Annotated in this window: 25 protein-coding genes and 2 pseudogenes; 7 read left to right on the top strand and 20 right to left on the bottom strand. The window is 48.5% G+C overall.

What is annotated here, in order from left to right; translation table 11 throughout:
* The first annotated feature begins 302 nt into the window (after positions 1-302).
* Positions 303-863: a hypothetical protein gene (locus BMI79_RS22385; RefSeq protein ID WP_076944350.1), complete on the top strand. Its 561-nt coding sequence runs from the start codon at positions 303-305 to the stop codon at positions 861-863.
* A gap of 124 nt (positions 864-987) precedes the next feature.
* Complete coding sequence (locus BMI79_RS22380; RefSeq protein ID WP_076944353.1) at positions 988-1,260, top strand: YrhB domain-containing protein; 273 nt, start codon at positions 988-990, stop codon at positions 1,258-1,260.
* A 107-nt stretch (positions 1,261-1,367) separates the two neighbouring features.
* Here the strand turns inward: BMI79_RS22380 and BMI79_RS22375 are convergent, their stop codons facing one another.
* The 6 genes and pseudogenes from BMI79_RS22375 to BMI79_RS22350 form a co-directional block, all read right to left on the bottom strand.
* Positions 1,368-1,937 (bottom strand): hypothetical protein, encoded by a 570-nt coding sequence (locus BMI79_RS22375; RefSeq protein ID WP_076944352.1) that lies wholly within the window; start codon positions 1,935-1,937, stop codon positions 1,368-1,370.
* Positions 1,938-2,283: 346 nt separating this feature from the next.
* Positions 2,284-2,803, bottom strand: a pseudogene (locus BMI79_RS22370) (Imm42 family immunity protein).
* 337 nt (positions 2,804-3,140) lie between these two features.
* Entirely contained in the window at positions 3,141-3,488 is a 348-nt protein-coding gene (locus BMI79_RS22365) for a low molecular weight protein tyrosine phosphatase family protein (protein ID WP_076944349.1), read from the bottom strand.
* A complete protein-coding gene (locus tag BMI79_RS22360) occupies positions 3,460-3,711 on the bottom strand; it encodes a hypothetical protein (RefSeq protein ID WP_076944348.1) in 252 nt (83 codons plus the stop codon). The genes BMI79_RS22365 and BMI79_RS22360 overlap by 29 nt, the downstream gene beginning before the upstream one ends.
* A gap of 371 nt (positions 3,712-4,082) precedes the next feature.
* Positions 4,083-4,988, bottom strand: coding sequence for a hypothetical protein (locus BMI79_RS22355; RefSeq protein ID WP_208611222.1), 906 nt, complete (start codon positions 4,986-4,988; stop codon positions 4,083-4,085).
* A 428-nt stretch (positions 4,989-5,416) separates the two neighbouring features.
* A complete protein-coding gene (locus BMI79_RS22350; RefSeq protein WP_076944346.1) occupies positions 5,417-6,337 on the bottom strand; it encodes an AbiTii domain-containing protein in 921 nt (306 codons plus the stop codon).
* A gap of 446 nt (positions 6,338-6,783) precedes the next feature.
* Here BMI79_RS22350 and BMI79_RS22345 point away from each other — a divergent pair, with 446 nt between their 5' ends.
* On the top strand, positions 6,784-9,132 hold the full coding sequence (locus BMI79_RS22345) for a KAP family P-loop NTPase fold protein (protein WP_076944345.1): 2,349 nt from the start codon (positions 6,784-6,786) through the stop codon (positions 9,130-9,132).
* A 182-nt stretch (positions 9,133-9,314) separates the two neighbouring features.
* On the opposite strand, the gene BMI79_RS22340 is transcribed toward BMI79_RS22345, so the two are convergent.
* The 13 genes and pseudogenes from BMI79_RS22340 to BMI79_RS22280 all read right to left on the bottom strand — a co-directional run bounded on the left by BMI79_RS22340 (position 9,315) and on the right by BMI79_RS22280 (position 16,527).
* Complete coding sequence (locus BMI79_RS22340) at positions 9,315-10,172, bottom strand: DUF4942 domain-containing protein (RefSeq protein ID WP_076944344.1); 858 nt, start codon at positions 10,170-10,172, stop codon at positions 9,315-9,317.
* Positions 10,173-10,248: 76 nt separating this feature from the next.
* Positions 10,249-10,617: a type IV toxin-antitoxin system YeeU family antitoxin gene (locus tag BMI79_RS22335; protein WP_076944343.1), complete on the bottom strand. Its 369-nt coding sequence runs from the start codon at positions 10,615-10,617 to the stop codon at positions 10,249-10,251.
* An 85-nt stretch (positions 10,618-10,702) separates the two neighbouring features.
* Positions 10,703-11,038 carry a TA system toxin CbtA family protein gene (locus BMI79_RS22330; RefSeq protein ID WP_076944342.1) on the bottom strand — a complete coding sequence of 112 codons (336 nt, stop codon included), beginning with the start codon at positions 11,036-11,038 and terminating at the stop codon, positions 10,703-10,705.
* Between the two features lie 12 nt (positions 11,039-11,050).
* Positions 11,051-11,533: a hypothetical protein gene (locus tag BMI79_RS22325; protein ID WP_076944341.1), complete on the bottom strand. Its 483-nt coding sequence runs from the start codon at positions 11,531-11,533 to the stop codon at positions 11,051-11,053.
* 63 nt (positions 11,534-11,596) lie between these two features.
* Positions 11,597-11,914 carry a DUF5983 family protein gene (locus BMI79_RS22320; RefSeq protein WP_076944340.1) on the bottom strand — a complete coding sequence of 106 codons (318 nt, stop codon included), beginning with the start codon at positions 11,912-11,914 and terminating at the stop codon, positions 11,597-11,599.
* A complete protein-coding gene (locus BMI79_RS22315) occupies positions 11,914-12,291 on the bottom strand; it encodes a hypothetical protein (protein WP_076944339.1) in 378 nt (125 codons plus the stop codon). The genes BMI79_RS22320 and BMI79_RS22315 overlap by 1 nt, the downstream gene beginning before the upstream one ends.
* A 34-nt stretch (positions 12,292-12,325) precedes the next feature.
* Positions 12,326-12,811: a RadC family protein gene (gene radC / locus BMI79_RS22310; protein ID WP_076944338.1), complete on the bottom strand. Its 486-nt coding sequence runs from the start codon at positions 12,809-12,811 to the stop codon at positions 12,326-12,328.
* A gap of 10 nt (positions 12,812-12,821) precedes the next feature.
* The gene (locus BMI79_RS22305) at positions 12,822-13,280 is read right to left on the bottom strand and encodes an antirestriction protein (protein ID WP_076944337.1); all 459 of its coding nucleotides are present in this window, start codon (positions 13,278-13,280) and stop codon (positions 12,822-12,824) included.
* 113 nt (positions 13,281-13,393) lie between these two features.
* On the bottom strand, positions 13,394-13,657 hold the full coding sequence (locus BMI79_RS22300) for a hypothetical protein (protein ID WP_076944336.1): 264 nt from the start codon (positions 13,655-13,657) through the stop codon (positions 13,394-13,396).
* Between the two features lie 41 nt (positions 13,658-13,698).
* A pseudogene (locus tag BMI79_RS22295) lies at positions 13,699-13,785 on the bottom strand (DUF932 domain-containing protein); the annotation flags it as partial.
* A 183-nt stretch (positions 13,786-13,968) separates the two neighbouring features.
* The gene (locus BMI79_RS22290; RefSeq protein ID WP_076944335.1) at positions 13,969-14,745 is read right to left on the bottom strand and encodes a J domain-containing protein; all 777 of its coding nucleotides are present in this window, start codon (positions 14,743-14,745) and stop codon (positions 13,969-13,971) included.
* Positions 14,746-14,808: 63 nt separating this feature from the next.
* Positions 14,809-15,696, bottom strand: coding sequence for a GTPase family protein (locus tag BMI79_RS22285; protein ID WP_076944334.1), 888 nt, complete (start codon positions 15,694-15,696; stop codon positions 14,809-14,811).
* A gap of 624 nt (positions 15,697-16,320) precedes the next feature.
* On the bottom strand, positions 16,321-16,527 hold the full coding sequence (locus BMI79_RS22280; protein ID WP_076944333.1) for a helix-turn-helix domain-containing protein: 207 nt from the start codon (positions 16,525-16,527) through the stop codon (positions 16,321-16,323).
* 644 nt (positions 16,528-17,171) lie between these two features.
* On the opposite strand from BMI79_RS22280, the gene BMI79_RS22270 reads away from it, so the two are divergent.
* The 4 genes from BMI79_RS22270 to BMI79_RS22255 are packed head-to-tail and all read left to right on the top strand — an operon-like array spanning position 17,172 to position 22,095.
* On the top strand, positions 17,172-19,604 hold the full coding sequence (locus BMI79_RS22270; RefSeq protein WP_076944331.1) for a dynamin family protein: 2,433 nt from the start codon (positions 17,172-17,174) through the stop codon (positions 19,602-19,604).
* Positions 19,601-20,479: a diguanylate cyclase regulator RdcB family protein gene (locus BMI79_RS22265; RefSeq protein ID WP_095996177.1), complete on the top strand. Its 879-nt coding sequence runs from the start codon at positions 19,601-19,603 to the stop codon at positions 20,477-20,479. The genes BMI79_RS22270 and BMI79_RS22265 overlap by 4 nt, the downstream gene beginning before the upstream one ends.
* Positions 20,476-21,552 carry a patatin-like phospholipase family protein gene (locus BMI79_RS22260; protein WP_076944330.1) on the top strand — a complete coding sequence of 359 codons (1,077 nt, stop codon included), beginning with the start codon at positions 20,476-20,478 and terminating at the stop codon, positions 21,550-21,552. The genes BMI79_RS22265 and BMI79_RS22260 overlap by 4 nt, the downstream gene beginning before the upstream one ends.
* Before the next feature lie 57 nt (positions 21,553-21,609).
* Positions 21,610-22,095: a hypothetical protein gene (locus BMI79_RS22255; protein WP_125828872.1), complete on the top strand. Its 486-nt coding sequence runs from the start codon at positions 21,610-21,612 to the stop codon at positions 22,093-22,095.
* 43 nt (positions 22,096-22,138) lie between these two features.
* On the opposite strand, the gene BMI79_RS22250 is transcribed toward BMI79_RS22255, so the two are convergent.
* On the bottom strand, positions 22,139-23,035 hold the full coding sequence (locus BMI79_RS22250; protein WP_076944328.1) for a hypothetical protein: 897 nt from the start codon (positions 23,033-23,035) through the stop codon (positions 22,139-22,141).
* Positions 23,036-24,587: the final 1,552 nt, after the last annotated feature.

The raw sequence follows: 24,587 nt of genomic DNA, 5'->3' as shown, positions 1-24,587 counted from the left end.
AATGTTTTAAAGCCCTTCATGCCCAGAGCATTAGATTAGAGGTATACCTGCAATCGTCCAAAATTATTTAGTGACACCGGCCAGCGTCCAATTAATTACATTCGACAAGAAGGTCTGCTCTTCGCTCATAGCAGCCCCTTCAGTCTATCCTACGGCAACTTGGTGCCAAAAGCGGACGTTACTAACATCGGAATTTACTAATCTGCGGGGGCTGGTCAGCGCAATATGGCAACATACGCTGCTGTAATGACATCAGCTTGTAAAGTAGTATGAGTTCTTCTTCTGTCACACTTGGATACTCAATGACATTACAAGCGGCCTATCTTGAAAAGCCTACGCCCGGTGATGAAATGGAAGGTGTTTCGATCATCGACATCAATCCTTTTGGCCCAAATGGGGAAAAGGATCGGCTACTGCTAATCAGTAAGGACGCTGAACCCATTCTGATTTTACAGTTGTATGTACGTGCAGATGAGGATGGCTGGCTGATTTCCAGCGCCTTTTCTGATTTTCTCCTGAATGAATCCCACGTTGCAATCATTTGTGGCGACCACTTTCATGTTTTTGACATGGCCACACACTCGTTCAAAAGTCATCCATTAGGTGATTACGTTGCCCATATTTATTCAATTCCTGAAATCCATTCTGACAGGCTACATGATCGGGTTATGGTCACCACTTACTGCCACGTTTTTCTGATTGATATTCTAGCTGGCATTCTCTGGAAATCCAGCCAGTGCGCCATTGATGGCGTGATCATTACATCAATAGAGAATGATACGGTGCTTGGCCTTGGAGAGTGGGATCCGCCAGGAGGCTGGGAACCTTTTAAGCTCGATCTCAAAACGGGTATCCCGATTTGAAGAAAAGGGGTTATCCTCACAGTAATTGCCAGAAGCGGAACTTGCTTACATCGTGCTATGTTAGTTTGCTGGGAGCAGGTCATATCAGTCAGTTCAAATGACGTTATCGACTGAGGACGGAATAATGATTACTTATCAAAATGCGATGGACAAGGCTTTGGATTACCTTAAAGGCTATGACATTCCAGTCGTTATTACACTTCATGGCCGATTCTCAGAAGGCTGGTTCTATTGTTATCAATCGAGAGAGTATCTGGAAACGGGTGAGTTTTCTGCTCAGTTGGCAGGGAATGCACCATTCATAATTGATAAAGATAATGGAGAAATTCACTCATTTGGAACTGCTTATCCGTTAGATAAATATCTGCAGGATTACGAAAAACTAAAAAATAAATAACGTCCAGGTTTTCGGGCAGAGATGAGCAGGCGTTGGCTATCATTCATTTTCACAGGTGCAAAAAAGATAGCGACCTTATCGATTGTAATATATTCAGATTTTTTCATTTAAATATAAATAAATTCGTATTTCACAATGTAAGTTCCAATTTTATTTACACGAGCTGTTACCCATACTCCTGTCATTCCTTGCTTACGATGGCTGCGCAGAAACTCTTTGTTTGTACAAAGCTGTATCCATCTGGCGGTGTTCTGATCTTTTAACCAGATACCGGCTTCACAATGCCCATGCTTACCTCTCGATGGCCCTGGAAAGACAACCTCATATTCAGATTCATAGCCAATTATTTTGTCTGGGAAGAGATAAACATAGACATCGTAACAATTTAAACTCAATACAAATCCCAGGCAAAAACCGCCAAAAAATGCATTACAAAGATACTTTAATGTTTTGTTAAAAGTGCGAAGATAAAAAGCGCGTATAAAAGAGAAGCTTCCAATCAATGCACCAAAAGAAATATACGTTATCCATTCAGGTACCGATTTTTGTAAAATGGTATTATGGGAGATACTTGATGCCCACAATATATACCAGAACCATCCGCCCATAATGATGCATATCACGGCTGTGATGGACCATTTCTTATATTTATTTTCGAAATAATAACTTTTATTCATGATTATATTTTTGTATGTATTAAAAGATGATAATAGCCTTGCCGTGCACGGCAATTTTAACTTTATTAATCTAAGCATGCTATCTTTTTCGACTTTATTTTTAAACGTCCGCTTCACGCTCACAATGGGCCTACAGTTCCACCTGGCTTTCAGCTCCGTGCCATAAGCGGACATTGCTAACATACTTTATGTCAGTCAGTTAGGAGCAATTCAGGCATCATCGATACTGAATAGTTGGACGTCACAAACGCACTCATTGTGCTCCAGTTGTTGTGGTAAGGTGTAGGGGATTAGTAACTTAACTTCAGTAACCCAATCCTATTGGCTGGGACCAGTCATACGACAACTAAAATAAAGAAGAAGAATATTCCTTCAGCTTTGAAATTATCATATTAATCTCATTCTTTTCAAGAATTACATCCTCAATAACAGGATGCTCTATATTCTCCCAAACGTGCCTCTCATCACGCTCAACTAATATAGATACTTTTCCGCCTAAAATTCTCACGAAATCTTTGTTTGAAACGGCAAAAAAACATGCCCCAGATTCGTTAATAATCGTGGGTGATGCACGAAAAAGGATATTCATTATCTTTTGTTGACTGTGGATAGGCCAGTTTAAATAGAGCATCAAAAGCCTCATCTGTCGAAGCATTAAAAATTTCATCATCACACGGCAGAGCCACGAGAGCATGCTCAGGATCAATAACATCATAAAAATCAACAAACAATGTTGATGTGCGGATGTCATTCGGGTACATATTCCCATTTACAAAAAAATAAAAAAAACCATTCTTAATAGATTCGCCCCACTGCGGAATATATTCCGCCCAGATAGCGAAACGATATGGGTCACCGAAAATCATATTTACCTCCATCGCTCATACAACCCAATTATTTAAACTATGGTCAGCTTATAACTCTTTTCAATCTAACTGATGCCTATCCCGTCCTTACATACTAATGCCATAAAACAGCATTTTTATTCGGTATAACTTTTTTGTCCATTTCATAGTTCACTGTGACAAGCATCCCTTAACAATGGGGCAACCATGTCCGCTTCACGCTCAAAGCTACCACTAAGATATCCTAAATTCCGGCCGAAATGTTCATCCGGTATCTGTAGATATGTTGTTACGTCAGTTGGCGCAGTAAAAATTTATCTGACCGCACAGGAATCAATCCGAGACAGAATATAACCGATCACTTTCCTGCCTTCTCTTCAATTACTAGCCCCAGTCTTTCCGGTACTGTGTCTAAAAATATTGTTACCAATTCGGGGTCCATAAAGAGGTAATCATCGGGGATATCGAGGACGTGTAGGGATTTATATTCGATGATGCGGCCATATTCAGCCACTAAACGATTCTTGTGCTTTTGTTCCATCACACAGATAACGTCGGCCCAGTGAAGCAGATCGTGCGACACCTTTTTTTTAGCATTCCGGCTTGTGCCAGCAGACCGAACAACAAGCGAAGGATAACGGCGGAACACCTGTTCCGCCGTTGGGCTTCGCCATTGATTACGACTGCATATAAAAAGTACGTTCATCGGCAAGTAGATACTCTTCCAGACCGCGCATACCCAGTTGTTGCTTGGTAATACGTGGATACTCAATCCCCAGCTTTGCGGCACGCAGTAATTTGTCTGAGCGCGTGTAAAGCATCTTCCAGTTTTTTTCGCCACGGAACGTTAACATGCCGTTATTGTTATCGCGAGACTTATTGCGCTGCTTTTGCGCAATACGCCAACCCCGGTTACGGGATGTTTTCATCTTTTTTCTCTCTCAGATTGATCGGGTTTAGCAGCCGCGATAATACGGAGAGAACGAACGGGATGATTTTAACGTGTTGGAGGCAATTTGCAAAACGCATCTATAATCACTTCTGCGTTTAAACCCGCCTAAAGTCCCGGAATGATTTAACACTGTTAATTCGATTGAGATGAGTTGCTTACTGCGATGCGACAACTGGCGCTGTACGGGCATCTTAAAGGCTTAGAGGCCAAGGGCCGTTTATCGCTCATGGCGGCCCTAAGGGCTTTCTATGGCAGCTTCGAGCGAGGAACGGAAGTTCGCAATTATTCTCACAGTCAATGAAAGCTTAGTGAGTATCATGGTTTATTAATCAATATAGAATCAGGTCACTATAACGATTCATAGTAATTAACGAGTCCTTTACAGTATTCTTTACCAGCTGCCGTGGCACCGAAATCACCGATTCGTTTCTTAAGCTCAGTTGCTCTCATCGCCGGATGTAAATCATGGCGTAACGAAGGATAAAGACGGTGATAAAATGCTAAGGCTTGGTATTCGCCTATATGAAACTGGTGCAAATGCACATCGATGGCCTTTGCCATTTGCCAAGTTACTTTCTGTAATGATAGTAATCCGTCGCGTGATAGCCTTTCAATAGGCAATGTTTTAACCTGATGCTGATCGCGTGAAGCTTCAATGTCTCGACCAAATGAGTGGGCTACGTTATTGCGTAAGTTCCGAATGCGTTCAAGTGCTGATATATTGGTTGAGAAATACTTTGGCGATCTTCCAAAATAGCGCTCATATGCTGCAAGTCGGCTAGACCAGTCGCCCTTTGTACAAGAGATTACCAGCTGATCAAAATCGAATGCCTTGGCATGGCCATATTTAAGTATTTGAATTCCATCTATTTTTCTGCTAGTTCCATATAGGGTGCCTACATCTGATGACAAAGCTAAGGGAATAACTGTTGCCATGTAGGTTTCTAAATTGGAGCTAATGGCAACAAGTGCGTTAAGGTTCAGCCAGTTTTCTAGATCGTTGAATGCATCAGACCAATCACGCATATTATCAAATTGGTCAAATCCCAGTGGTCGAACAAACAAAAAGTGTTTGCTTGCAAGATCATCCCATTTCGCAGTTTTACCTAGGTTTGAGTAAGTTAAACGCCGAGATGTCTCAAATGCTGTGTACATGCGCAGCAATTCTTTGTTGTGCTTCTTAAAGACCCGGAAGACCCAAGTTGATTGCTCGCGAGGTTTCCAGCGTTCAAATTGATAAGAACTTCTCGTCATACCTGTTTCTCTTGCTAGCAATGCAATTGAAAGAGCAATACATGCGTTGAATCATGATGTATGCCTTTATCATAATTCCGTATTGATTAATACAGCACCTTACACTCCTCAAAATTCAGTGAAATCGGTACCGAGGTAAAAGGTTTTTAACGAGTAATATCTATAACTCAGATGGTTAGCGTTTGCAACTTTGTGGCTTTTCAATAATTTTTACATAAGGAAACAGTTCACTTTTGGCTCTGGGCTGTCTTTGTTTACCATTCTCTCCTCATTCGGGTTTACGGGTAGTTTACCGACTGGTGACTGTTTTCAGTTTGACTGACAATCAGGACACACTGGCATGTCTGACGGCATCTGCATCTAAAACTTCCTTTAGCGAAACCGAACCACAGAATCGGGCCGTCAGTTTGGCCCCCGTTAATGTATAATCACTTCAGGTCATAGTATTTAAGTGCAGCTTCAGTAAAAACTTTAGTTGCAACAGCCACCCCAACATTCCACGTCCCATCGACAGCTTTTCTGATATTGGATGCAATCCAGTTTTTCGCGCCGTTACCAAAAGGCTCTTCGCGACTGAATGGCTTCTCAGATGCGACAATCTGTGCGAACTCGCTGGCGTCTGCGTCAGGAATGCCGGATTCTTTCAGGTAATTAACTACAGATTCTTTATTGTTTGATTGAATATTTACGTTAATAGTTGATTCACTCCCGCCGGATATCGCATTGCCGACATTGCCATAAATTATTTGTTGCGTTATTTGCTGTGCTTTTGACGCGTTATCTTTATCCATGCCCTGGGTTCCAAAAGTAATGTGCGCTGCTGCGGGGATGGATTTATCAAGCTCAATGGTTAGCTCTAAAACCCGATTGCGAACTACTTGTAATATTTCAGAAAGAGATACAGCCGAAATATTTCCTGAAATGGAATTGCATGCATAACCTTCATACACTTTTCCCTGTAACATAAGTATCAGGTCAGATGCTTGGATTCCCAGGCTATCGCCATCAGCGCTGCTTTTAACAAGCTCCCCAACAGCAACAATGCTTTCCCTGACGGAAAAGCTGTTCCAGCTATCGTCAACAAACTTTGATATTAAATAGGGTGGGATAGGCGCGTTTCTTAATCCTGAACCGAAGGGACCTGAAAAATTGCCTGTATAAGTTACGCCTACGATTCGGTAATCGGGAAGCACTGAACCTGGCGGATAACCTTCTGATTCATGTTTTACCCATTCCTCTAAAACGTTACTGCCTAATCTTGCCGCCAGCAGCCGAAGTTTGAGCAGTACAGAACCTAAATTGCTCCCTTCCTGTACCAGCGACTCCTGAATCTGATGTAACAGTGACATTGCTCATCTCCGGTTGAACACTCAGGCATGCATTATATGATCATTGCCGCTGGGAAACTTCCTTTCTGTTTTGTTCTTTCTGGTTTACGGGAGTTAACCGACACTCATGAATCCGTATTATGCTGCGCTTTGTCCGCGATGAGCGAAGCGGAAGTTCGGAATGCATACTTATATTGAGGAGTCTTGATTTATGGGGAAGGTCACCAACTCACACTAGCCAGCTTTTCCTTAGTATCCTCGTTCAGTTTATGTAGTTGCCCGAGTTCCGCTTCACGTTGAGAAGACAAAACCTCTATACTGTTTTGCAATTGCAGTGAGCTCTCTCCGTTAGCTTACTCAGCAAGTTGAACTGCAGATAAGGTTTGTACCCGCTTTACGGTCTGCGTAACTGTAAGCTTCTTACAAATAGGAAGGTTGGTACGTGCATTCTTGGGAGGTGGCGTGTGATGAGTGAACTGTTGTTCCGTTTCGCGCCATGGCGCGCTCGTCGTCACGCGAATCCTGATGTTGACGAGGCAATGAACAAGCAGCCGGACAGAGGGATCGGGGCGGAGGCACCGATTCGAACAGCATCCGAAGATCGCCTTAGAAGGACCGAATTTGCGTCTCGCATAGCCGACGTGCTTTCAGAGCTTAGTTTGCGCGAGGGCAGAGTGTTCGCTATTCGCGGGGGATGGGGTTTCGGCAAATCGTCACTGAAAAACCTCATCACCGAACGGCTCGATGCCAAGAGTAGCAGAGCGGACTGGCTCGATTTCAACCCTTGGCAATGGGGGGACTGCAACGCAATTGCCCGTGCACTATTTGGCCAGATAGCAGATTGCTTGGGAGGCGAGCATTCGAAGGCTGCTCTTAATCGTGCCGAAGCACTGCGACGCTACGGCGCGATCCTCACAGGGGTCGGTAAGCCTCTTAAAGAGGTCGGGAGTTCGGGCCTTCTAATCTCGACAGTGCTAACAAATGCTTCGGTTATAGCGGTCGCGTCTGCCATTGGCTTTGACCTTCCGACGGTCGCAAAGGTTGCGGCTGTTCTCGCCCTTCTCTCGTTCGGAGTACCTCTCGTTGGACGGCTTCTATCGCATCTCGGGCGTGACCATAGCGGCGAGCCACTTGACAAGGTACGTAGATCGCTTGAAGCTCGTCTTCGCGAACTCGACCGGCCTCTAGTTGTCTTCGTCGACGACATTGACCGACTTGAGCCAGAGCAGATAAGGATGCTGCTTCGGCAGGTAAAAGCAAATGCTAATCTACCGAACATTGTTTTTGTACTCCTGTTCCAGCCAAGTATTGTAGAACGAGCACTTGATCCTGTTGCGGACAGCAACGGCCGAGCCTTTCTTGAGAAGGTCGTGCAGGCTAACTTTGACCTACCAGCCGTCCCGGCATCGATCGTGCATCGTATGTTCGAGGAGGAACTCTCTAAAATAGCAGGTCTCTACGCGAACGAGGCAAACGGGTTTTCTCAGAGACGCTGGGGTAACGCTTGCATTGGCTGCATCCAGCCTCTGCTTCGCAACATGCGCGATGCACATCGTCTCATCTCGTCCATTGCTATACATATGCCACTGCATGTGGTCGGAAACGTATTCGAGGTGAACATTGTAGATTTCCTGCTTTTGGAGACACTTCGGGTCTTTGAGCCAGACCTCCATGATGCACTCTTCCGTGAGCGAGGATTGGTTCTCCAGGAGGGGCGCTTCTCCCGTGATGGTCGACGGAAGAAAGACCAAGAAGCGGCTAAGGTGCTTCTTGAGATTGTGTCTGAAGAACGCCGCGATATCGTTCGTGACGCGCTGAAAGACTTATTTCCTCCCCTCGAATGGGCATATGGGGGGACGAACTATGCAGACGGCTTTCATCGTCAGTGGTTGACGGAGAAACGAGTGTGCACATCGCGCTACTTCCCACGTTACTTCGAACTCCAGACGACAGTCGGGGAACTATCTGAGCGCCGCTTCGTTGATTTTCTCGATGCTACAGCGACAGAGGACGAGCTAGATGCGGCAATCGCTGCCGTCGAAGCTGACGGCCTGCTGAATTCGCTCGTTGCGAGGCTCGACGAAGCCGTCGACCGATTACCGACCGAGAACGCTGCTGTGCTGCTCCCAGGTATGTTCAGACTCGCTGAAAAACTTGCAGGTACGAACAGCGGTACCTTCAACTCGTCTTATGTGGCAGCATGGCGTGCAACAAGTTGGTTCCTCAAGCGGATTCCTGAGGATGTTCGAGGTGGTTTGGCTCTCGAAGCTCTCCGTAAAACTGAAGCACTATCCGTCGCCTCGCTCCTGATTCATCTCAGCGATCCAGCCGATCGAAATGAGGGGGACGGTGGAGCCTTCGAGCCGGTGCTCGATCTAAACACTGTTGCGGCAATGAAGTCCGAATGGCTGCGATTGATGAGGAAACGCGCAGCAGACGGCGACGCGCTGTTCGCTGAACCAGACCTAATATCTCAGCTCTATCGCTGGAGAGCCTATACAGGTTCAATGGACGAAGCTCGAGAATGGATGACGAAAGCAATTCAAACCGACCAGGGCTTCGCAACCGTGGTCACACGCTTGATGAGCCGAGGTACTAGTCACACGCATGGTGATAGGGTCTCCATGCCCCACAACAGTTTCAACCAAGAAACAATTGACGATTTTATCGGCATTGATGTTGCGAAGGCTAGGATAGACTCGATTAATCCCAATCAGTTCCCTGAACACGAAGAAGCCTTGCGAATGCTGCTTAGGCATCTCGAAAAGTGGCTCGGGTTGAGAGCAAACGACACTTTTGATTTCTTCCAGCGCTGACGTTGAAACATCAATTTGAGTATTAACCGAAACTGCTCCCTTTACTGACAGACAGAAGCCTGTTGGGTGGAGCAATGTCCGGTTTTGGCACTTAACCGACGGTCAGATTTAATAGTGCCCTACCTGAGGGCACTATTGGATAAAGTCACCGCAGCTAATACAACCTAACATGCACCGTTGGCCTATACCCGTTCTGGTAGTACGCCAGGGTAATGTTTGGCGATGATATCATTCATCTTGTCCATCAACTCGGGCTTCCTGAATGCCAGGTGCGCTGACCCCTTCATGAAATACTTGATTGAAAAATACTCATCTTCATAAACCTCCGCCTTCAGCCGATGAGCACTGATATGATCATACAACCGAGCGGTGACATCCCGCCGATTATCCGGGATCGCCTTGCCTTCCAGCAGGAACAACATCCTTTCCAAATCCGCCAGTTGATCCCGCCGATAACTGTGGTTAAGCGTAAATCCCCATTGGTTGTAACTCACCAGACCGTTGACGATAATTTTTTTGCCAAATTTGCACGGGCTGTTGGTTTTATAATGCCAGGACAGCGACTTGAAGACATTGATCACTCCCCGTTCAAACACCTCGCCCTTATCCCGGTGCAACTGTTCGAACGTGCTATAAATGCTCTCTGTGCTGATAGCGGGCAAGTCTTTGCTCTCCAAGTTTCTGTACCACTGGTCACGCGCTTGAGCGTCCATCACGCTGAGCATGCCTGATTTCTTCATCAGATCTTGCCATATGTCGCGATCAAGATTGCGGGTGATCACCGGCATGGCCGTTTCTGCTTTCTCCATCAGCCAGCAACCGCAGCGGAAATCTTGTCGCATGGCCCAGTCTCTGGCTATTCCTCCACCGATGCTGCTGGTGATGGCCGAGATATCTTCAAGCTGGTGAATAAGGGCTTCAATCTGCGCCAGCGCGGCATTACGCCCGGTGACGATACGTTCAATGCTGGTGGAACAAATCACTTCGGTGTGACCGGTTAAAACTTCAGATTCAATGACAGTATTCAATGTGGTTGGCATCGCTGAATTCCTTAGAAAAAAATGCCCGCGTCATCACAGGCAGGGTTAAAGGTTGGGAAGTGTTAGTGCTTACGGTTTATTCCGGGTTGGGCGGTGTTGTCTGATAAACAGCGATATAGAGATGGCCAAAGCTACCTAACGTATCGGCATCACAGGTTAAACCAGCATGCTTGACGGTGACGCAATGTTGACGGCGTTGGTCGAGTTCACCAGACCGCAGACAGGCTTCCAACTGTTCAATCAGCACAGGGAAAGCGGCATCCAGCGTTTTAAGCGCATCAGGATCAAATGTGCCAATAAAACCGGCACGGTCAGCCAGAAAATGCAGATGATTACCCTGCTGGACCAACCTGGCTCCCAGACGTGGTGTGATAGCAGATTGCAGGCCCCAGACAGGCGACGGAGTACTGTCGTTGCTGGTGGTATTGGATTGGGTTTTCTTCATTGCCAAAATTCCCTGAACTTGAAAAAGTAAAACGCCAGCGGTGAGGCTGGCGTATTGTTGGATTAGTGAGGTAAGTGAAAGGCTGTCAGGTGAGGCGTCTAATGACAGGGCTGCGCAAGCCCAGCGCACTGCGAGCACGTAACATATCGCCACCGCTCAAGGTGGGGTCTTGTGCCATCAGGCTGAAACCGGGGCGTTCAATGCGTACCAGGTCAAACTTCTCCACCAGTTCATTGATGGTTTCCCGTACCGTGATGCCATGCTCAATCTGTTGGGCTATGGCCTGATCGTCGTGGTACGGCGTATCGTTAAGCTCCAGGCCATAACAGTGGCCCAACAGCCAGGTGAGCAACTGCTGGTATTCGGCCAATGCTTGACGGGCATTCGCGGTCATCGGTGTGGCGGTGTTGATCATCGTCATGTTGAATTAACCTCAACAAAGTGGAGAAACCGGGAGTTGGCAGTGGTGAGTCAACCAATGGGCGACTTTCCGCCACTGTTTCACAGGGATATCAGATTCAATCGTCCAGGTAGTGGGGCACTGTGTATTGGCCAGAAGCAGTACAACCATCACCAACCAGTGGTAGGGATAGCCTCGCGTATCGCAACGGATCAGCGCATAGGGTGTTTGGCGCTGGTAGAGAATGAACGGATCGCCTGCTTGATGGGTAATCCGCTCACCGTTAAAGCCGAGCATGCCTAATCCCATCAGGGTGTTGTCGAACTGGTACAAACGGTTGCCGGTGTGCTCACAAATCACCGGTGCGGTGGTTAATCCCAATGTGTCGGGTTGCCAATGCAGCTTCAGAGATGCGGTGGTGATCGCCTGGCATAAGGCTTGCCAGTCCTGCGATGTCACGTTGCCATGTTGCAGAAAATGAAATACGCCAGGCACGAGTGATGCGCTCGTGTTCATGAGTCAATATCCTTGTAAAATAGAGAGATAATGCGAAGGTGGAACGTGGGGTGTGGGGCTGTATTACCAGTCGAAGGTGGTAAATTCGGGCAAGACCTCACCCAGGGCGTCTATGTGCAGGTAGCTCAGTTGATGGCGTTTCATCAGCGTGGTGACCAGATATCGGCAGGTTTTGGACAGTCCCAGCCGTTTGAGGCGCAACACCGGGTGGGTCCACGCATCCAATCGCAACAGATAGCCAGTGCCCGAAAATGAGATCCATTCCCCGTCGCTAAACTCATCCTGACAATGCGAGATCTGGTAGAGCAGCGCATTGTCGCCTTCAGTGAGATGGGCGGTACTGCATTGCAGGCCGAAACGCAAAAGCGGCGTTGTTACCATTATTGACTTCCTTCCTTTATTACGCCCCGTTGCGGGTAACGGCGTTGGTGATGTGCCAAGACTTTCTCACGCCATTCAGGGCTGATGACCGGGGCCATTGTCAGGTAGCTTTTTGGGCAGGAGTAATAACAAGGCTGTACGGACTCATCCATCGCCTTATAGCCCCAACTCCCGCCTGAACCTTGCATCAGGATGCAATGAATGACCGTTTTGGCGACTTTGGCCGGATCTTTGGGGGTACTCTGGACAACCGACCACAGGACATTTCCCCGCAGTGCATGCGCCAGCGTCACGTGTTGATAGTGTTCAGTGTCGTCGGTTTGGATCAGTGCCGCGATCAGCTCACGGCGGGAGCGGTGTGAAAATAACCAGCCCATAAAGCATGCTCCTTGAAAATTAGGGGGATTGCTATCAGCCAGGTAACCAGCCGCGCTCGGTGAATGACACGATATCCAGACCGCCGACAATCAGATGGTCCAAGACCTTCACATCAACCAGGGCCAGTGCGTTGACCAACCTTTCGGTGATCTGCCGGTCAGCCTGGCTGGGTTCAGCCTCCCCGGAGGGGTGATTGTGCGCCAGAATGACAGCGGCTGCGTTGTGACGAAGTACCGCCTTCACCACTTCACGGGGATGAACTTCCGTGCTTCTGATACTGCCGGTGAACAAGGTTTCGCTCGCCAGCAACCGGTGCTGATTGTCGAGATACAGCACAATAAACACTTCGCGCTCCTGCCCGGCGAGTTGTAACCGTAACCAGTCGCGTGCGGTGCTGGTGGAGGTGAACACTGCCCCTGGTTCACGCAGGTGTTTTTCCAGCAATGACAGAGCACGTTTGACCGTGCGCTGTGCCGTTAACGGCAGGGCGGTTGATGCCAATAATGTTGAGGAATTCATTTTTGTGATCTCAGTCAATCAGGGCGAAAATGGCGCGGCTGTCGGGATGGTGCAACGCGTATTCCCGCAGGCGATAGAAATGGTCGGTCATGGCTTCGCTCTCGGTGCGGCAGGCGTGGTGGCTGTAGGCCATCAGGCAGGCAGTGATCCCCGCAGCTTCAGCACTCATTTCGGCACCATTACCATTCATACTGTTGAACAGCCGCCATTTTTTATCGGTATCGTCGTCAGCATCTGGTGCCATAAAGGCACCGCCATTATTGAGCGTGTAAAACTCCCAGGAGCCGCCGTGGTAATCCGCACACAGGCGGTCCATCCAGCCAAAGACGTGAGCCTCGAGAATCGGCCATTGCGGTATGCTACCGAAGTGCTGAGGCCAGAAACGAGAGCGCTGGTTTCCAGGTACGACACTGGCACTCAACGTTGTTGAATGAGAGGGAGGCGCAGACAGTTCAAAATGCGTATTCATGTAAATATCCTTATTAATGAGATAAATAAGCCAGATGGGCTCTGTCGAAAAATCGGCAGAGCCGTCTGGAGGTGATGTCGTAAAAGTCAGTGAGTGCTTACAGGGGGGATGGCTTACCCACGAACTGGCGAAGGGGGAACAGCCAGGATCAGGCACAGTTCGGTGCAGGATTGGGCATAGCCATCAGCATTAAAGCTGGCAGGCCAATGCCCCTTTACCTCGACGAATCGGCACAGGCTGTGCTCACCCGGTCGATAGCAAAGATGGTGGCACCAGGCGCACAGATCGTCATCGGATATCGAACGACTGCCGGGGGCGTTGTCCAGTGGCACCGAATGCGGGTCCGCTTGCCGGGCGTTGGCGGGGATTGGCCACATCAGGATACCGCCTGCCGTAATCGCACAACCAGGCTGTGGGTTATGTACAGTGCCAGTTCATCGACGGTTAATGGACGGTCGCGGCGAACCGAGTTCACCTGACCGAAACGCGAGGCTAAGCGGGTCATGTTGATTTCCTTCATGTTATTAATGAATAACAAAACAGGCTCACCGGCATAACCGGTGAGCCTGTTGATGTTGAGCGTGATAGAAGCCTGTTTCCTGAGGGATAACCTCTAGGCGCTCAGGCGCGTGGCGTAGGTCTGGCTGACAACACCTGTTTGTGCACCCGTTAACGTGTGCGACAACATTTACTCGAGCGTGACATACATCTCGCCATTCTGGCTCTCGCTCACTATGATGTCGCGGGTTGAACCGTCACTGAGCTCAGCAAAGCCAAAATGCGTTTTTCCCCGGCTTTCCGTTATCATGACGTTTCTGCAGGATGTCGAGTATTGCTTAAGCTGCGTGTGATAAATATCGGTCACCGTCTTGCAGGCAGCCTGCTCAAGGAGCGCCGTCCCGCCATTGAAGAGGGTTTTGACCAGCGCATAAACCACGATCAGGACCATCCAGACCAGGAACAGTTTTTTCCCTGCACCAACCGCCTTGCAGCGCTTGAAGAGGTACACTGGCGAGACCAGGATCCAGACTTTTGAAAAGTCGGCTTTGCCATGCGCCTTGAGCAACTTCCAGTCGAGAAAGAAAACCATCAGCGTCAGCAGCATGACCAGGACATTGATCACCAGATTGACATTCAACGAAAAAATAAAATCTGCGGCAATGCTCAAGAGGAATAACGAGATGGCCAACCAGATATATTTATCGTGAAGTTGCGTATTGTCCAGCGTCAGGAAGTGGCCGACGGCAGCGGTATTTATCCCCGTCCGGGTGTTCCCATTGATGATCTGCGCAACCAGCTTTTCATCATATAACCTCCTCGCACTCTCGTTGAGCAGAATAGACCGGATTTCCCTGACTTTCTGTAGGTTTGCGCCTTCATCAGATACCCGTTTTTCCAGCGCGGCCCGAATGTCATCGTGGGATGCCGACATATCCAACTCAAGGTATTCGTAATAATTTTCCATCTGTTTCTTCCTTATGGTCAGTGTGATTGTTGATTTATGGCGTGATGCCGGAAAAGGGCCCAGTTAACCGAAGAACCAGACCCAGAGGGATTTTGCGACCCGTTTAACGGTGTTTTTGACGGACTGGACCAGGACTTTTACGGCATCGGGTAACGGTACCGAGCCCACGGCCCACTCCACGATGTCCGTCACGGTATCGCCGAAATCGTCTTTGGCTTTATCAATCGCCATGTCGGTACGGCAGGCGATGTTGATGTGGGCGTAAACCTGGCTGCTGGCATAGCGCGGCAGCGCATAAATCATCGCTTCCACCAGGGCAGGCATCTGATAGCCGGAAGGAGCACTGATAGCGATGACCTGTGCCGGAGAGACCTGGAAACCGGCAGCCACCGTATTTATCTTGCGTTGCAATGTGTCCTGCTGTTGTGCTGACGGCTGTTGGTTTACGCTGTCCCAGGTGAGTGACGGGGCGATTTTGTCAGCCTGGCTGAGTACAAACAGGATGGTGGGGTGTGGGGCGTGACGGGCCTTGAGGATATGGTGGTAAACATGTTCATCGGCAACCAGCGCCCGGTCATCGGCCCGGATGAGCCAGAGAATAAGGTCAAGCTCGGGGAGCAGACGCTGATAGAGCGCTTCATATTCCGCGTCCCGCGCCTGGCTTTCTCCGACCCCTGGCAAATCCATCAGGGTGAGCGTGTGTGCCCCTGCCGTCAGCGTCAACCGCTGGGGCTCGCGGGTACAGGCATCAACATCGCTCACGGCACAGGGGGTACCGCTGAACAGCGCATTGCACAGGCTTGACTTGCCTGCACCGGTTTTGCCCATGATGCCAATCACCGGTTGGTAATAGAGAGAATGACGTAAACGTTGCAGAATAGACTCACGCAGTGATACGGGCAGTGCAGAAAGGTGTTTGTCCAGCAGGGAGAACCCCGAATGCTGACTCATGGTATGGACCCTCAATAAGGAAAAGAAAAAAGAGGTGGTCGCCTCATGGAGGTGATGTAGGACTGAAATACCCTCCAAGTGAATTTTCCCCTTCATCCACCGTTCCCCGCACCCAAGAGGCATTAACACCGCATTGTTTTAATTGATTTTTAGCGCGTGAACTTGACGCTTACCTCACCCTGTCCCTCACGGTATTTATATCTCATTTGATTGATATTAACGATCGATATTTAATTATTGATCAGTTTAAACGATCGATATAGTCTATGGAGCAACCCATGTGTCGGGGGACGAGCGGGGTCTGAGACACGGGAGAGCACCCGTTGATGTGGGATTGCGGGGGATGAAGAGAAACCCTGGATAGACAGTGCTACAGAGGGCTCTTGATTGCTGTATGGCAACGATGGATAACGCGGTTACTTACTGTTTTTAATGCGTTTATAGGCGGAGTATAGATTTGCACTGACGTGTACAGTAGTGAGTGTTTGTTGTCTTGCTGCGGTTATCGCCTGTAGGAGAGATGCTGTGACGAGCCTGGTTAGCTGCGATAAGGGACCAGTCTGCCTCGTGCAGGCAGACGATAAAAGCGCGCTGAGGGAAACAACGCACCGGTTTCAAGCAGATTCAGGGCAGCAATTCCCTGGCATGGCACTGCAGGGCTTGTGCGAACTGGTAAAGTTTTTCAACCGTGAGGTTCACTTCGCCACGTTCAATTCTGCCCACGTAACTTCTGTCAATATTGGTCAGAAGCGCCAGTTTCTCTTGCGATATGCCCAACGCCTTACGGCGCTTGCGTATCAGCGTGCCCACAGCCTTGCCCAAGTCTTGCATGGTTTTCATCACGTAAAGACAAAAACTATGCGAATTTGTGGTTTAATAAGCCACGGACTATAATCCTCATTTAAAATTAATTGGCTGCTTTTTAGGGTACATTCACTTTACAGCCCGACAGGTTGTCACGATCGGATCCTGCCCAGCCCAGTTGGAGAGGAAAGGAATGTGCGATCCCGGTTTTTTCAGGGAGCAATAGAAAGCCAACACCAGGGTGCTTTCTACAATCGCTCCCGTTATTCGATAAAAGCGACGTATTTTCAATCAACGCCCTTCTCTACCGGTTGAAAAACGGGGGGCAGCAACGGCGAATGGCAATGGGTGACAACACTCTTCAACAGGGAGCAGCAATACAGGAATGAAAAGAGCGAGGTCATCATGATTGATTTTGCCGTAACCGATAAAGCACGCCGCTCAGATGTGGCGAAGATCATCCAGTGAGGGAAATACCATGGTGGGTTCCGGCGTCAGCCTCCGGTTTTTTTGCACAGCCTGTGCATGGCGCCTGGTGGTTCGCTTCAAGACAGATAACATCGTCAACATCAAGACCTGCCCGGTGTGCAACAGCCCGGTTGCACACCAGCCAGCCCCGGCTCTGAAGTCATTGTTCAATGAACGGTTCAACGGTTAACAAGGAAATGTCCATGCATGTCGAGAACATAGAGAGTCTGCATCATGAGGCGCAGCGTTTGCTGAGGCTGATGCTGAGCCATCTGGAGGAGGCCAGAGAAAACCCTGAGGTTTTACTCACTACTGCCAGTCATGACGCGATGTTGGCATTTGATGCCAACGGGGTATCACACCTGAGTGACACCCTGCGGGACGAACTGCATAAGCTGACCCGCGAGGAGATGGTGTTGGCGGTGGTCGGTACCATGAAATCCGGCAAATCCACCACCATCAATGCGATTGTCGGCACTGAGGTATTGCCGAACCGCAATCGTCCCATGACGGCCCTACCGACATTGATCCGTCATACCCAGGGACAGCGTGAGCCGATACTGCATTTTGCCCATACCGCGCCCATCAATACGTTGATACGAAAACTGGCTGCCTGTTGCGATAATGCAGCGGAGCCGTTGTTGGACGATGACCTGCATGAGTTGTTGGCGCACATCCGGCATGCCCCGTCTTTTGAGACACGTTATCAGGGCGCCGACGCTATCTTCCACTGCCTGAAAGACCTTAACGATCTGGTGCGATTATCCCAGGCGCTGGGTATCGAATTTCCCTTCAAGGATTATGCCGTCGTCAAACACATTCCTGTCATTGAGGTCGAATTTGCCCATCTGGCTGAGCTGCCTGGCGGGCAGGGGCAACTCACCCTGCTGGATACGCCAGGCCCGAATGAGGCGGGACAGCAACATCTTAAGGCCATGCTGAAAGATCAGTTGGGCAAAGCCTCGGCAGTGTTGTCGGTGATGGACTATACGCAACTGAAATCCACCTCGGATGAAGAGGTGCGCCAGGCTGTTTCAGTGGTAGGACACGATGTGCCCATCTACGTTCTGGTGAACAAGTTTGACCAGAAAGGCATGCGCGGTGATAACGTCGAACAGACCCAAACGCTGGTGGCAGAGCACCTGATGAACGGTATCGTCACTGCCGAACGGGTGTTTCCAGTCTCATCACAACAGGCGTATCTGGCCAACCGTGTGCGCCATGAAATTACCCTCAAAGGGGCGTTAGCCGATCTCGACACCCAGCCCTGGATTGAAGATTTCACCCGGCTTGCCATGCCGTTTTGTGAACCGGAGGATTTGCGTGATACACCGACAGTGTTGCAAAATGCTGAAAAGTTATGGAAAAGCTCGCGTTTTTCAGCGCCGTTGACGGAAGTCATTCAAGCCGCGCATGCCAACGCCGCGCTTTATGCCCTGAAATCAGCCAGCAATAAGCTTTTGCGCCATGCGGGCGAGGCTGAAGCGTATTTCGCGTTACGAGCCCAGGGACTGGTGGCCGATATCACTATGCTGACGCGCAATATCAGTGAGCTGGAGTCGGATATCGCTCTGCTGGCAGAGCATCAGCAAGAGGTGGAAACGCAGATCGCTCAGGCGATGGATAACGCTCATCGTGACTTTTCAGCAGCGATTGAAGCGCTGACACAGCAAGTGACGGCGGAAATCGACGCTTACTTTAGAGAAGGCAAACGAGAAGAAAAAGCCCGCAACGAAACAAAAAATAAAAAAACCAAACAAAAACGCGTTACTCAACCTCCTGATAGAAATACTGGTAGCCTAATGTCTACCTTATCTTCGCTATTCACCGGGACGTCAGACACCGAGGATGCATCAACACCGCGTAAATCGATAGATTTTAATCCCGACGAAGACAGGATTGAATTTGATGATCCCGACGAGGCAAGAAAATTGTTGCAGACTGTCCATCAGGCGGTCAACGGCATTTTGGCGGAGGGAGAGAAGAAAATCGCCACAGACCTTGAGGCTGCGCTGACCCGGCTGGAAGAGGGGCTAAACATCACGCTCAAGACCTGTCTGCACACCATAGAAGAAAAAACGCAAGGCGCTCTGGATGAGGCCGGTTTCAGCGTGAAGATCGCCTTCCCTGTGTTGAATTGTCGCGCGTTTGATTTCAGCTTCAAGGAAGGTGAGGCAAACGCTATCCATCAAGGGGAAAAGACCGTCACTCGCCGGAGGCGTCAAGATGGCTTTTGGGGCTCGGTATGCGGTTTGTTCGGTACTGATGACTGGGGCTGGGAGAGCTATCACACCACCGAAACCGTTTATACCCTGACGTTGAGCAAGATAAAAAGCACGATGAAGAAAGAAATGGTGGCGTTATCGCACACCGTCAACGCGATCGTCGATGTGCAGATCCAACAGCCGATACGACAGGAAATGTCGGATTTCTTCACGGCATTCAGCCTGACGCTGGAAGGGATCCGCGCCAATCTGCAGCATAGCCGGTCAGCGCAGCAACAGGAAACCCAGCAGGTGGAAGCGCTTAAAAAAAAGCTGGACTACTTTCTGACCACCAGCAAGCACATGGCCCAGGACAGTGATGCATTGCAAAAAGAAGTGGCCTGTCTCTATGGCGAACAGGTGGGCGCATGAACCCGATAATGACCACTCAGGACGTCGTGCAGGTATTACCTTGCTTGCACGAAAAATTCGTTGTCGACCTGGCCAACGGTGTTGATATCGTGCGTGACCACACGCGTATACAACAAAGCCAGCGATTTTTTGAGCGGCTCTGGCACGATCTTACTGGTACCAATGTGCAACGCCAGCAGGCGATCAATGCCAGTCTGGCTGATGGCGTGGACAGTTCATTACGCTGGCTCATTGAACTGACCGGCTCGTTAGCGAAAAGCCATTACGCCATTACTCAGGTCAATGACCGAGTCAACCAGCTTGTCCATCATACCGCCGAGATTGCCCATTATGCTGCAGAGACACGGTCGCAATTGCACCAGTTTGCAGAAAACGTCAATACCCGATGCCTTGCCCTGGAGCAAGAGGTACAGGGACTCAGACAGACTCAGAACGGTATGTTACACCTTAACCGGGTTTTTACTCGTTGGCAGGCTGGACGTTACCCACAATTTTCACTGGCCGGGCGTTGCTACGCCGTTATTGAGGCACTGCGCTGGGGCGCTTTTGGTGATCTGCTGCGCAGCAGTGATGCGTCTCAACATAATGTGCTGATCGATGACCTCCGGGATAGGGCCATTACGCAGATGCTGCGGGATGCTGACGTTACGGCATCAGAACGTAAGAACAGCGATTTCTGGTTGGCTGTTCCTGATACCCATTTCGGTGAAGGCCTGGCCTATCTGGGAGACTGGTGTGATCCTCACTATCATCCCGTCGTGTCTGCCATCACGCAAACCGATCAGGTGCTCCCACTGGGAATGCCCATCCGCAGCACGGCAGAACGGTTGGCGAGCGCGATGGTTGACGAAGTCTTTGGGGGTGTGCAGCCATGAGCCATGTCGGTAAAACAGGGTTGGTCCTGTCAGGGGGCGGTGCGGTCGGTGCCTATCAGGTCGGGGTGATAAAAGCCCTTCATCAGTCGGGCGTGACGATAGACATGATTTCCGGTGCCAGCATTGGCGCATTGAACGGGGCCATTCTGGCTTCGGCCCCTTCAATACAGGTAGGGATCGACCGGCTGGAAGAGGTCTGGCAAACCCTGGCCAGTACCTCCCCACTTCGGGGAAACCCTTCCGTGTACCTTAATTACTTGCTGTCAGCCGGGATGTTATTGACCGGAGGACGTCAATGGACGTTATTGGTCAAAAGCATCGGTACCTTGGCGAAACAGGCGAATCTCACACTGCCCGCTTTTCTGCAGCAGAATGAGGGACTCCTGTCGGAACAGCCATTGACGCGTTTGATGGATCACTATCTTGACCTGGATGCCTTGCAGAAAGGGCTGCCGCTGTATGTGTCTGTTTACGAAACGCACGGGGGAACAGTGGATCTGTTTAATTACCTGCTGGCAGAAACCGGTTTGCGGGATACCGCACCGTCACGTTTTCTTCATGTGCAGGCGGTGCCGGTAGAGCAACAGAAAGCGGCATTATTGGCCTCGGCAGCATTGCCGTTGCTGTTTAAACCCCAGGAGGTCGGAGGCAAACGCTACAGTGACGGCGGGATAGGGGGATGGCAAAAAATGCAGGGCAATACCCCGGTGACACCGTTGATCGAAGCAGGCTGTGATCGGGTGATTGTCACGCATTTGAGGGACGGTTCGTTATGGGATCGGCATGACTTCCCAGAAGCCACAATACTGGAGATCCGCCCACAGTCGACACTGGCACGCAGTGAAGGGGCCTTCTCTGGCGTGAGGGATCTGCTGGGATTCCACCCCGACACTCTCACAAGCTGGATTGAACAGGGCTACCAGGACACGTTGAAAAGCCTGGAGAAGATCATGGCGGCCTTGCAGGCACGTTCTGCGCTGGCGATGGCGGAACATCAACGCGAACTCAGCCTGCAGAAAAATACGCAGGCAGACGAAACCCTGGCCTCGGCGATGGCGCGGTTGAAGTCATGATATCGGCACGGAGCAGACAAGACAGGGCTTCAAACACGTAATAGGACAAGGAGAAGGATGATGGCCATATTGACAAAAGCAACGTGTATTTCGATGTCGTTATTCTGTTTTACAGCAGTGGTTCAGGCGGCTGAGACAAACGTCATGTCGTGCCAATTGCAGAATGGTCGCGAGGTCAAGGTCACCTGGGAGGGCAATTACCTAAAGTACGCTTATGGAAAACCAGGCAAAGCCCCTGAACTGGCATTGCCCACTGCACCGGGAACGTTAAAGGATGTGCATTTTGGGGGGGTGTCCTTTGCCAGTAGCGAAGCGGTCTATTACCGTTTCAGCAACGGAAACTATGATTATGTCACTTATTTTTCTGAACGGAATGATGGCACCGTCAGTAATCTGGGCATATTTAAAGATAAAAAACTGATCAAGCAGATAAAATGCAAGGACTCTTTCCAGACTGATTTAACGAATGTTTATCAACCTGTGAGTAGCAACATCAACCAGGATGCTTCCGACGAGAGCATGGACTGGGTTGTGAACGAATAAGCACAAAGAACCTTGACCATAATGGTCAAGGTTTAGCTGCCTTTTAACATGCATTGTCCGAAGAGGCTAACATATCTTTGGACTGGTTTCGTTTTATAATCAATTGTGATTTATTCATGTGGGTGTATATTGAACAATACGCTTGTTTTCCGTGGCGAGTGATCGGCACTTTTTTCCAACAATTATCGAAATCTTCTATAGTTAGCTCCCTTTTTTCATACAACACACCGATAAAATACCCGCCATCCTTTGCTTGTGAAGCGCCGTCTATGCAGAGCAGGTGAGAATACTTTCCCCTGTCCCAGCCTTTTTTAGCAACATCACTAAAGCGCCTATAGGTAATCCTGGTAAAATCAAGAAGCGGGAATCTACTCATATCTTTCTTATAAAGATGAACAGGAAGGATATATACAGTCAACTGGGCATAAACCATAACAGTAATATCGTTAACTCTGTGGTAGGAAGCATAAGATTTAGTCAAGAAGAAATGTATTGCATCAGGGTTTGCGTACTCATTGATATAACTCGCTAGATTAGCGTCAAGGTGTTTCTTTATTTCATCTTGTATGACGTCTTTATTTATTATTTGTTTTTTCTTTTTTAAGTCGAATTTGAAAAATGCAGAATAAGGCAATGAAAAACTCACATCGAAATTTATATTTCCTGTTGGAACAGTATAAATATCACCGTCATTCAATTTAACCATATTGAGTGTAAGGCCAGATAAAAAAGACGCATTAGGAAGTTGATTTCTGTTTTTCTTTATTTGAACTTTTCCAAGTAAATTTTGTGATTCTTTGAGTTGCTCATAAAAATAATCACTCAGCGCTTCTTCAATAATTCTTGATTTTGGTGTCTTGTTTTTCTTAGCCAGAGTGTTAATCAATTTGAATATTTGAACAGATTTGAAATTTGTCGTTATTCTATTTTCACTGCTCATGAAACCCCCCCCAAATAATATTTTTGAAACATTGTTTTATTAAATAAAAGTGCGGCACTTTGTTATTGATAATAGTAGTGCTGCACTTTTTTATCAAGTTGTTGTTTTATGGTTTTTGATAAAAATCAGCCTATCGTTGAGGTTTGTGCCCCTATCCTCCCTGTATCTCATGGCAACCGAAGACCATGATGGGCTTATCGGCACGATGAAAAGGGCCCGTCATTGATTTTTAGTAAAAATTTACTGCGGCTATAAGGTTATAGTCAGCACGCATGAACGGATAATCAGCGTCTTCAAAAGTCGCTCTCTTCGAACTAACTCCAGAGTGATTTAGTGAGCTGGGTTTGGGGATCTGTATCGAATCAAAGCTAAGCCTGGCTTGCTCTGACGCGCTTAAGAACAGTGTTCATGCTCATCATTTTTGCGTAGGTTTGTTTAAATCTATGGTTATCTATACGGTCTATATCTCTCTAATCTGTTGTCTATATGCCTACTGTCTGATCTATTTTTTAGTCATATCGTTATCTGAATGGTATCCCGTGTTGTTGATAACTGAGGGTGTATCACTTAGGGAAAAGAGATAGATGAACTGACTGCCTTATCCAATCGAAGAGATCTTTACCCCATATCGCTACCATCAGGATCCCCAATGGGATAACCAATAGCTGCACGAGTGAGTCCATATGACGTTATGGGCTTACATGGGAAAACGACGATTCGTGGAATACCCCTCATACAAACAGTTGAACATTAGCCATAGTGGTGTTTGAGCGCATTGGTATCGACGCCAAGAAAAGATCACTATCAAGACAACGTAATGAAGAACCTGTCGTTTAACGGCTTGGATGATCATCAACGCGGATTGCCAGCAAAAATCATTAAGGGGGCGTTCTGATTAACGTCATTCTGCTTGCTACAGTCTTTTTGGTGTCAACTCCGCAGGTATGTCTTCCGTATCGGTATCTGTTGGCAATACTCGGTAAATTCTCACCAGTAGCTCTTTGAAGCGTTTACTTAATTTTCGAGGTAACAACCCCCTTTTATACTTTAAACCTCTCTACGTGGTGTACAGAGCGTTTTAAAGCCCTATTGGTACGGTGTTCTGTTCAACGATGGCTGATATTGCTAGATAATGGGTCAATTGACAGAGATAACGCGTTAATAATCAACCTTAATCTGCACTGTTATCCGTTCACCTTCGTATGGCTCAGCAGACGCTCTGGGTGACGTTAATCATGCCCAGGCCTTCGTATTACCTTTTTCTTCTTAACGCATCTCTATCGATTCAGTGTGTTTTAACAACCGACGGTATTGGCTCAGTAAATCGTTACTGCTCTGTAGATGGTAATGCACGTTCCGACGTGAACAACGTCATCCCATCATTTGAGGAGTAAGATAAATGAAAGTGATTACCAGCCATGGTCCCTTGTGTCAGCACTATATGGACCGCATACAGGAAACGATCGATAAAGCCTTGCTGTGCCACCATCGAACATTGGCGGTGCGTGTTGATTTACGACTGCCGGATGTTGATATCGATACTGATATGGAC

Origin of the sequence: Serratia oryzae (assembly GCF_001976145.1) — a bacterium.
Lineage (GTDB): Bacteria > Pseudomonadota > Gammaproteobacteria > Enterobacterales > Enterobacteriaceae > Chania > Chania oryzae.
Note: the sequence above shows the minus strand (reverse complement) of the source record. Positions and strands in the feature narration are given on the sequence as shown.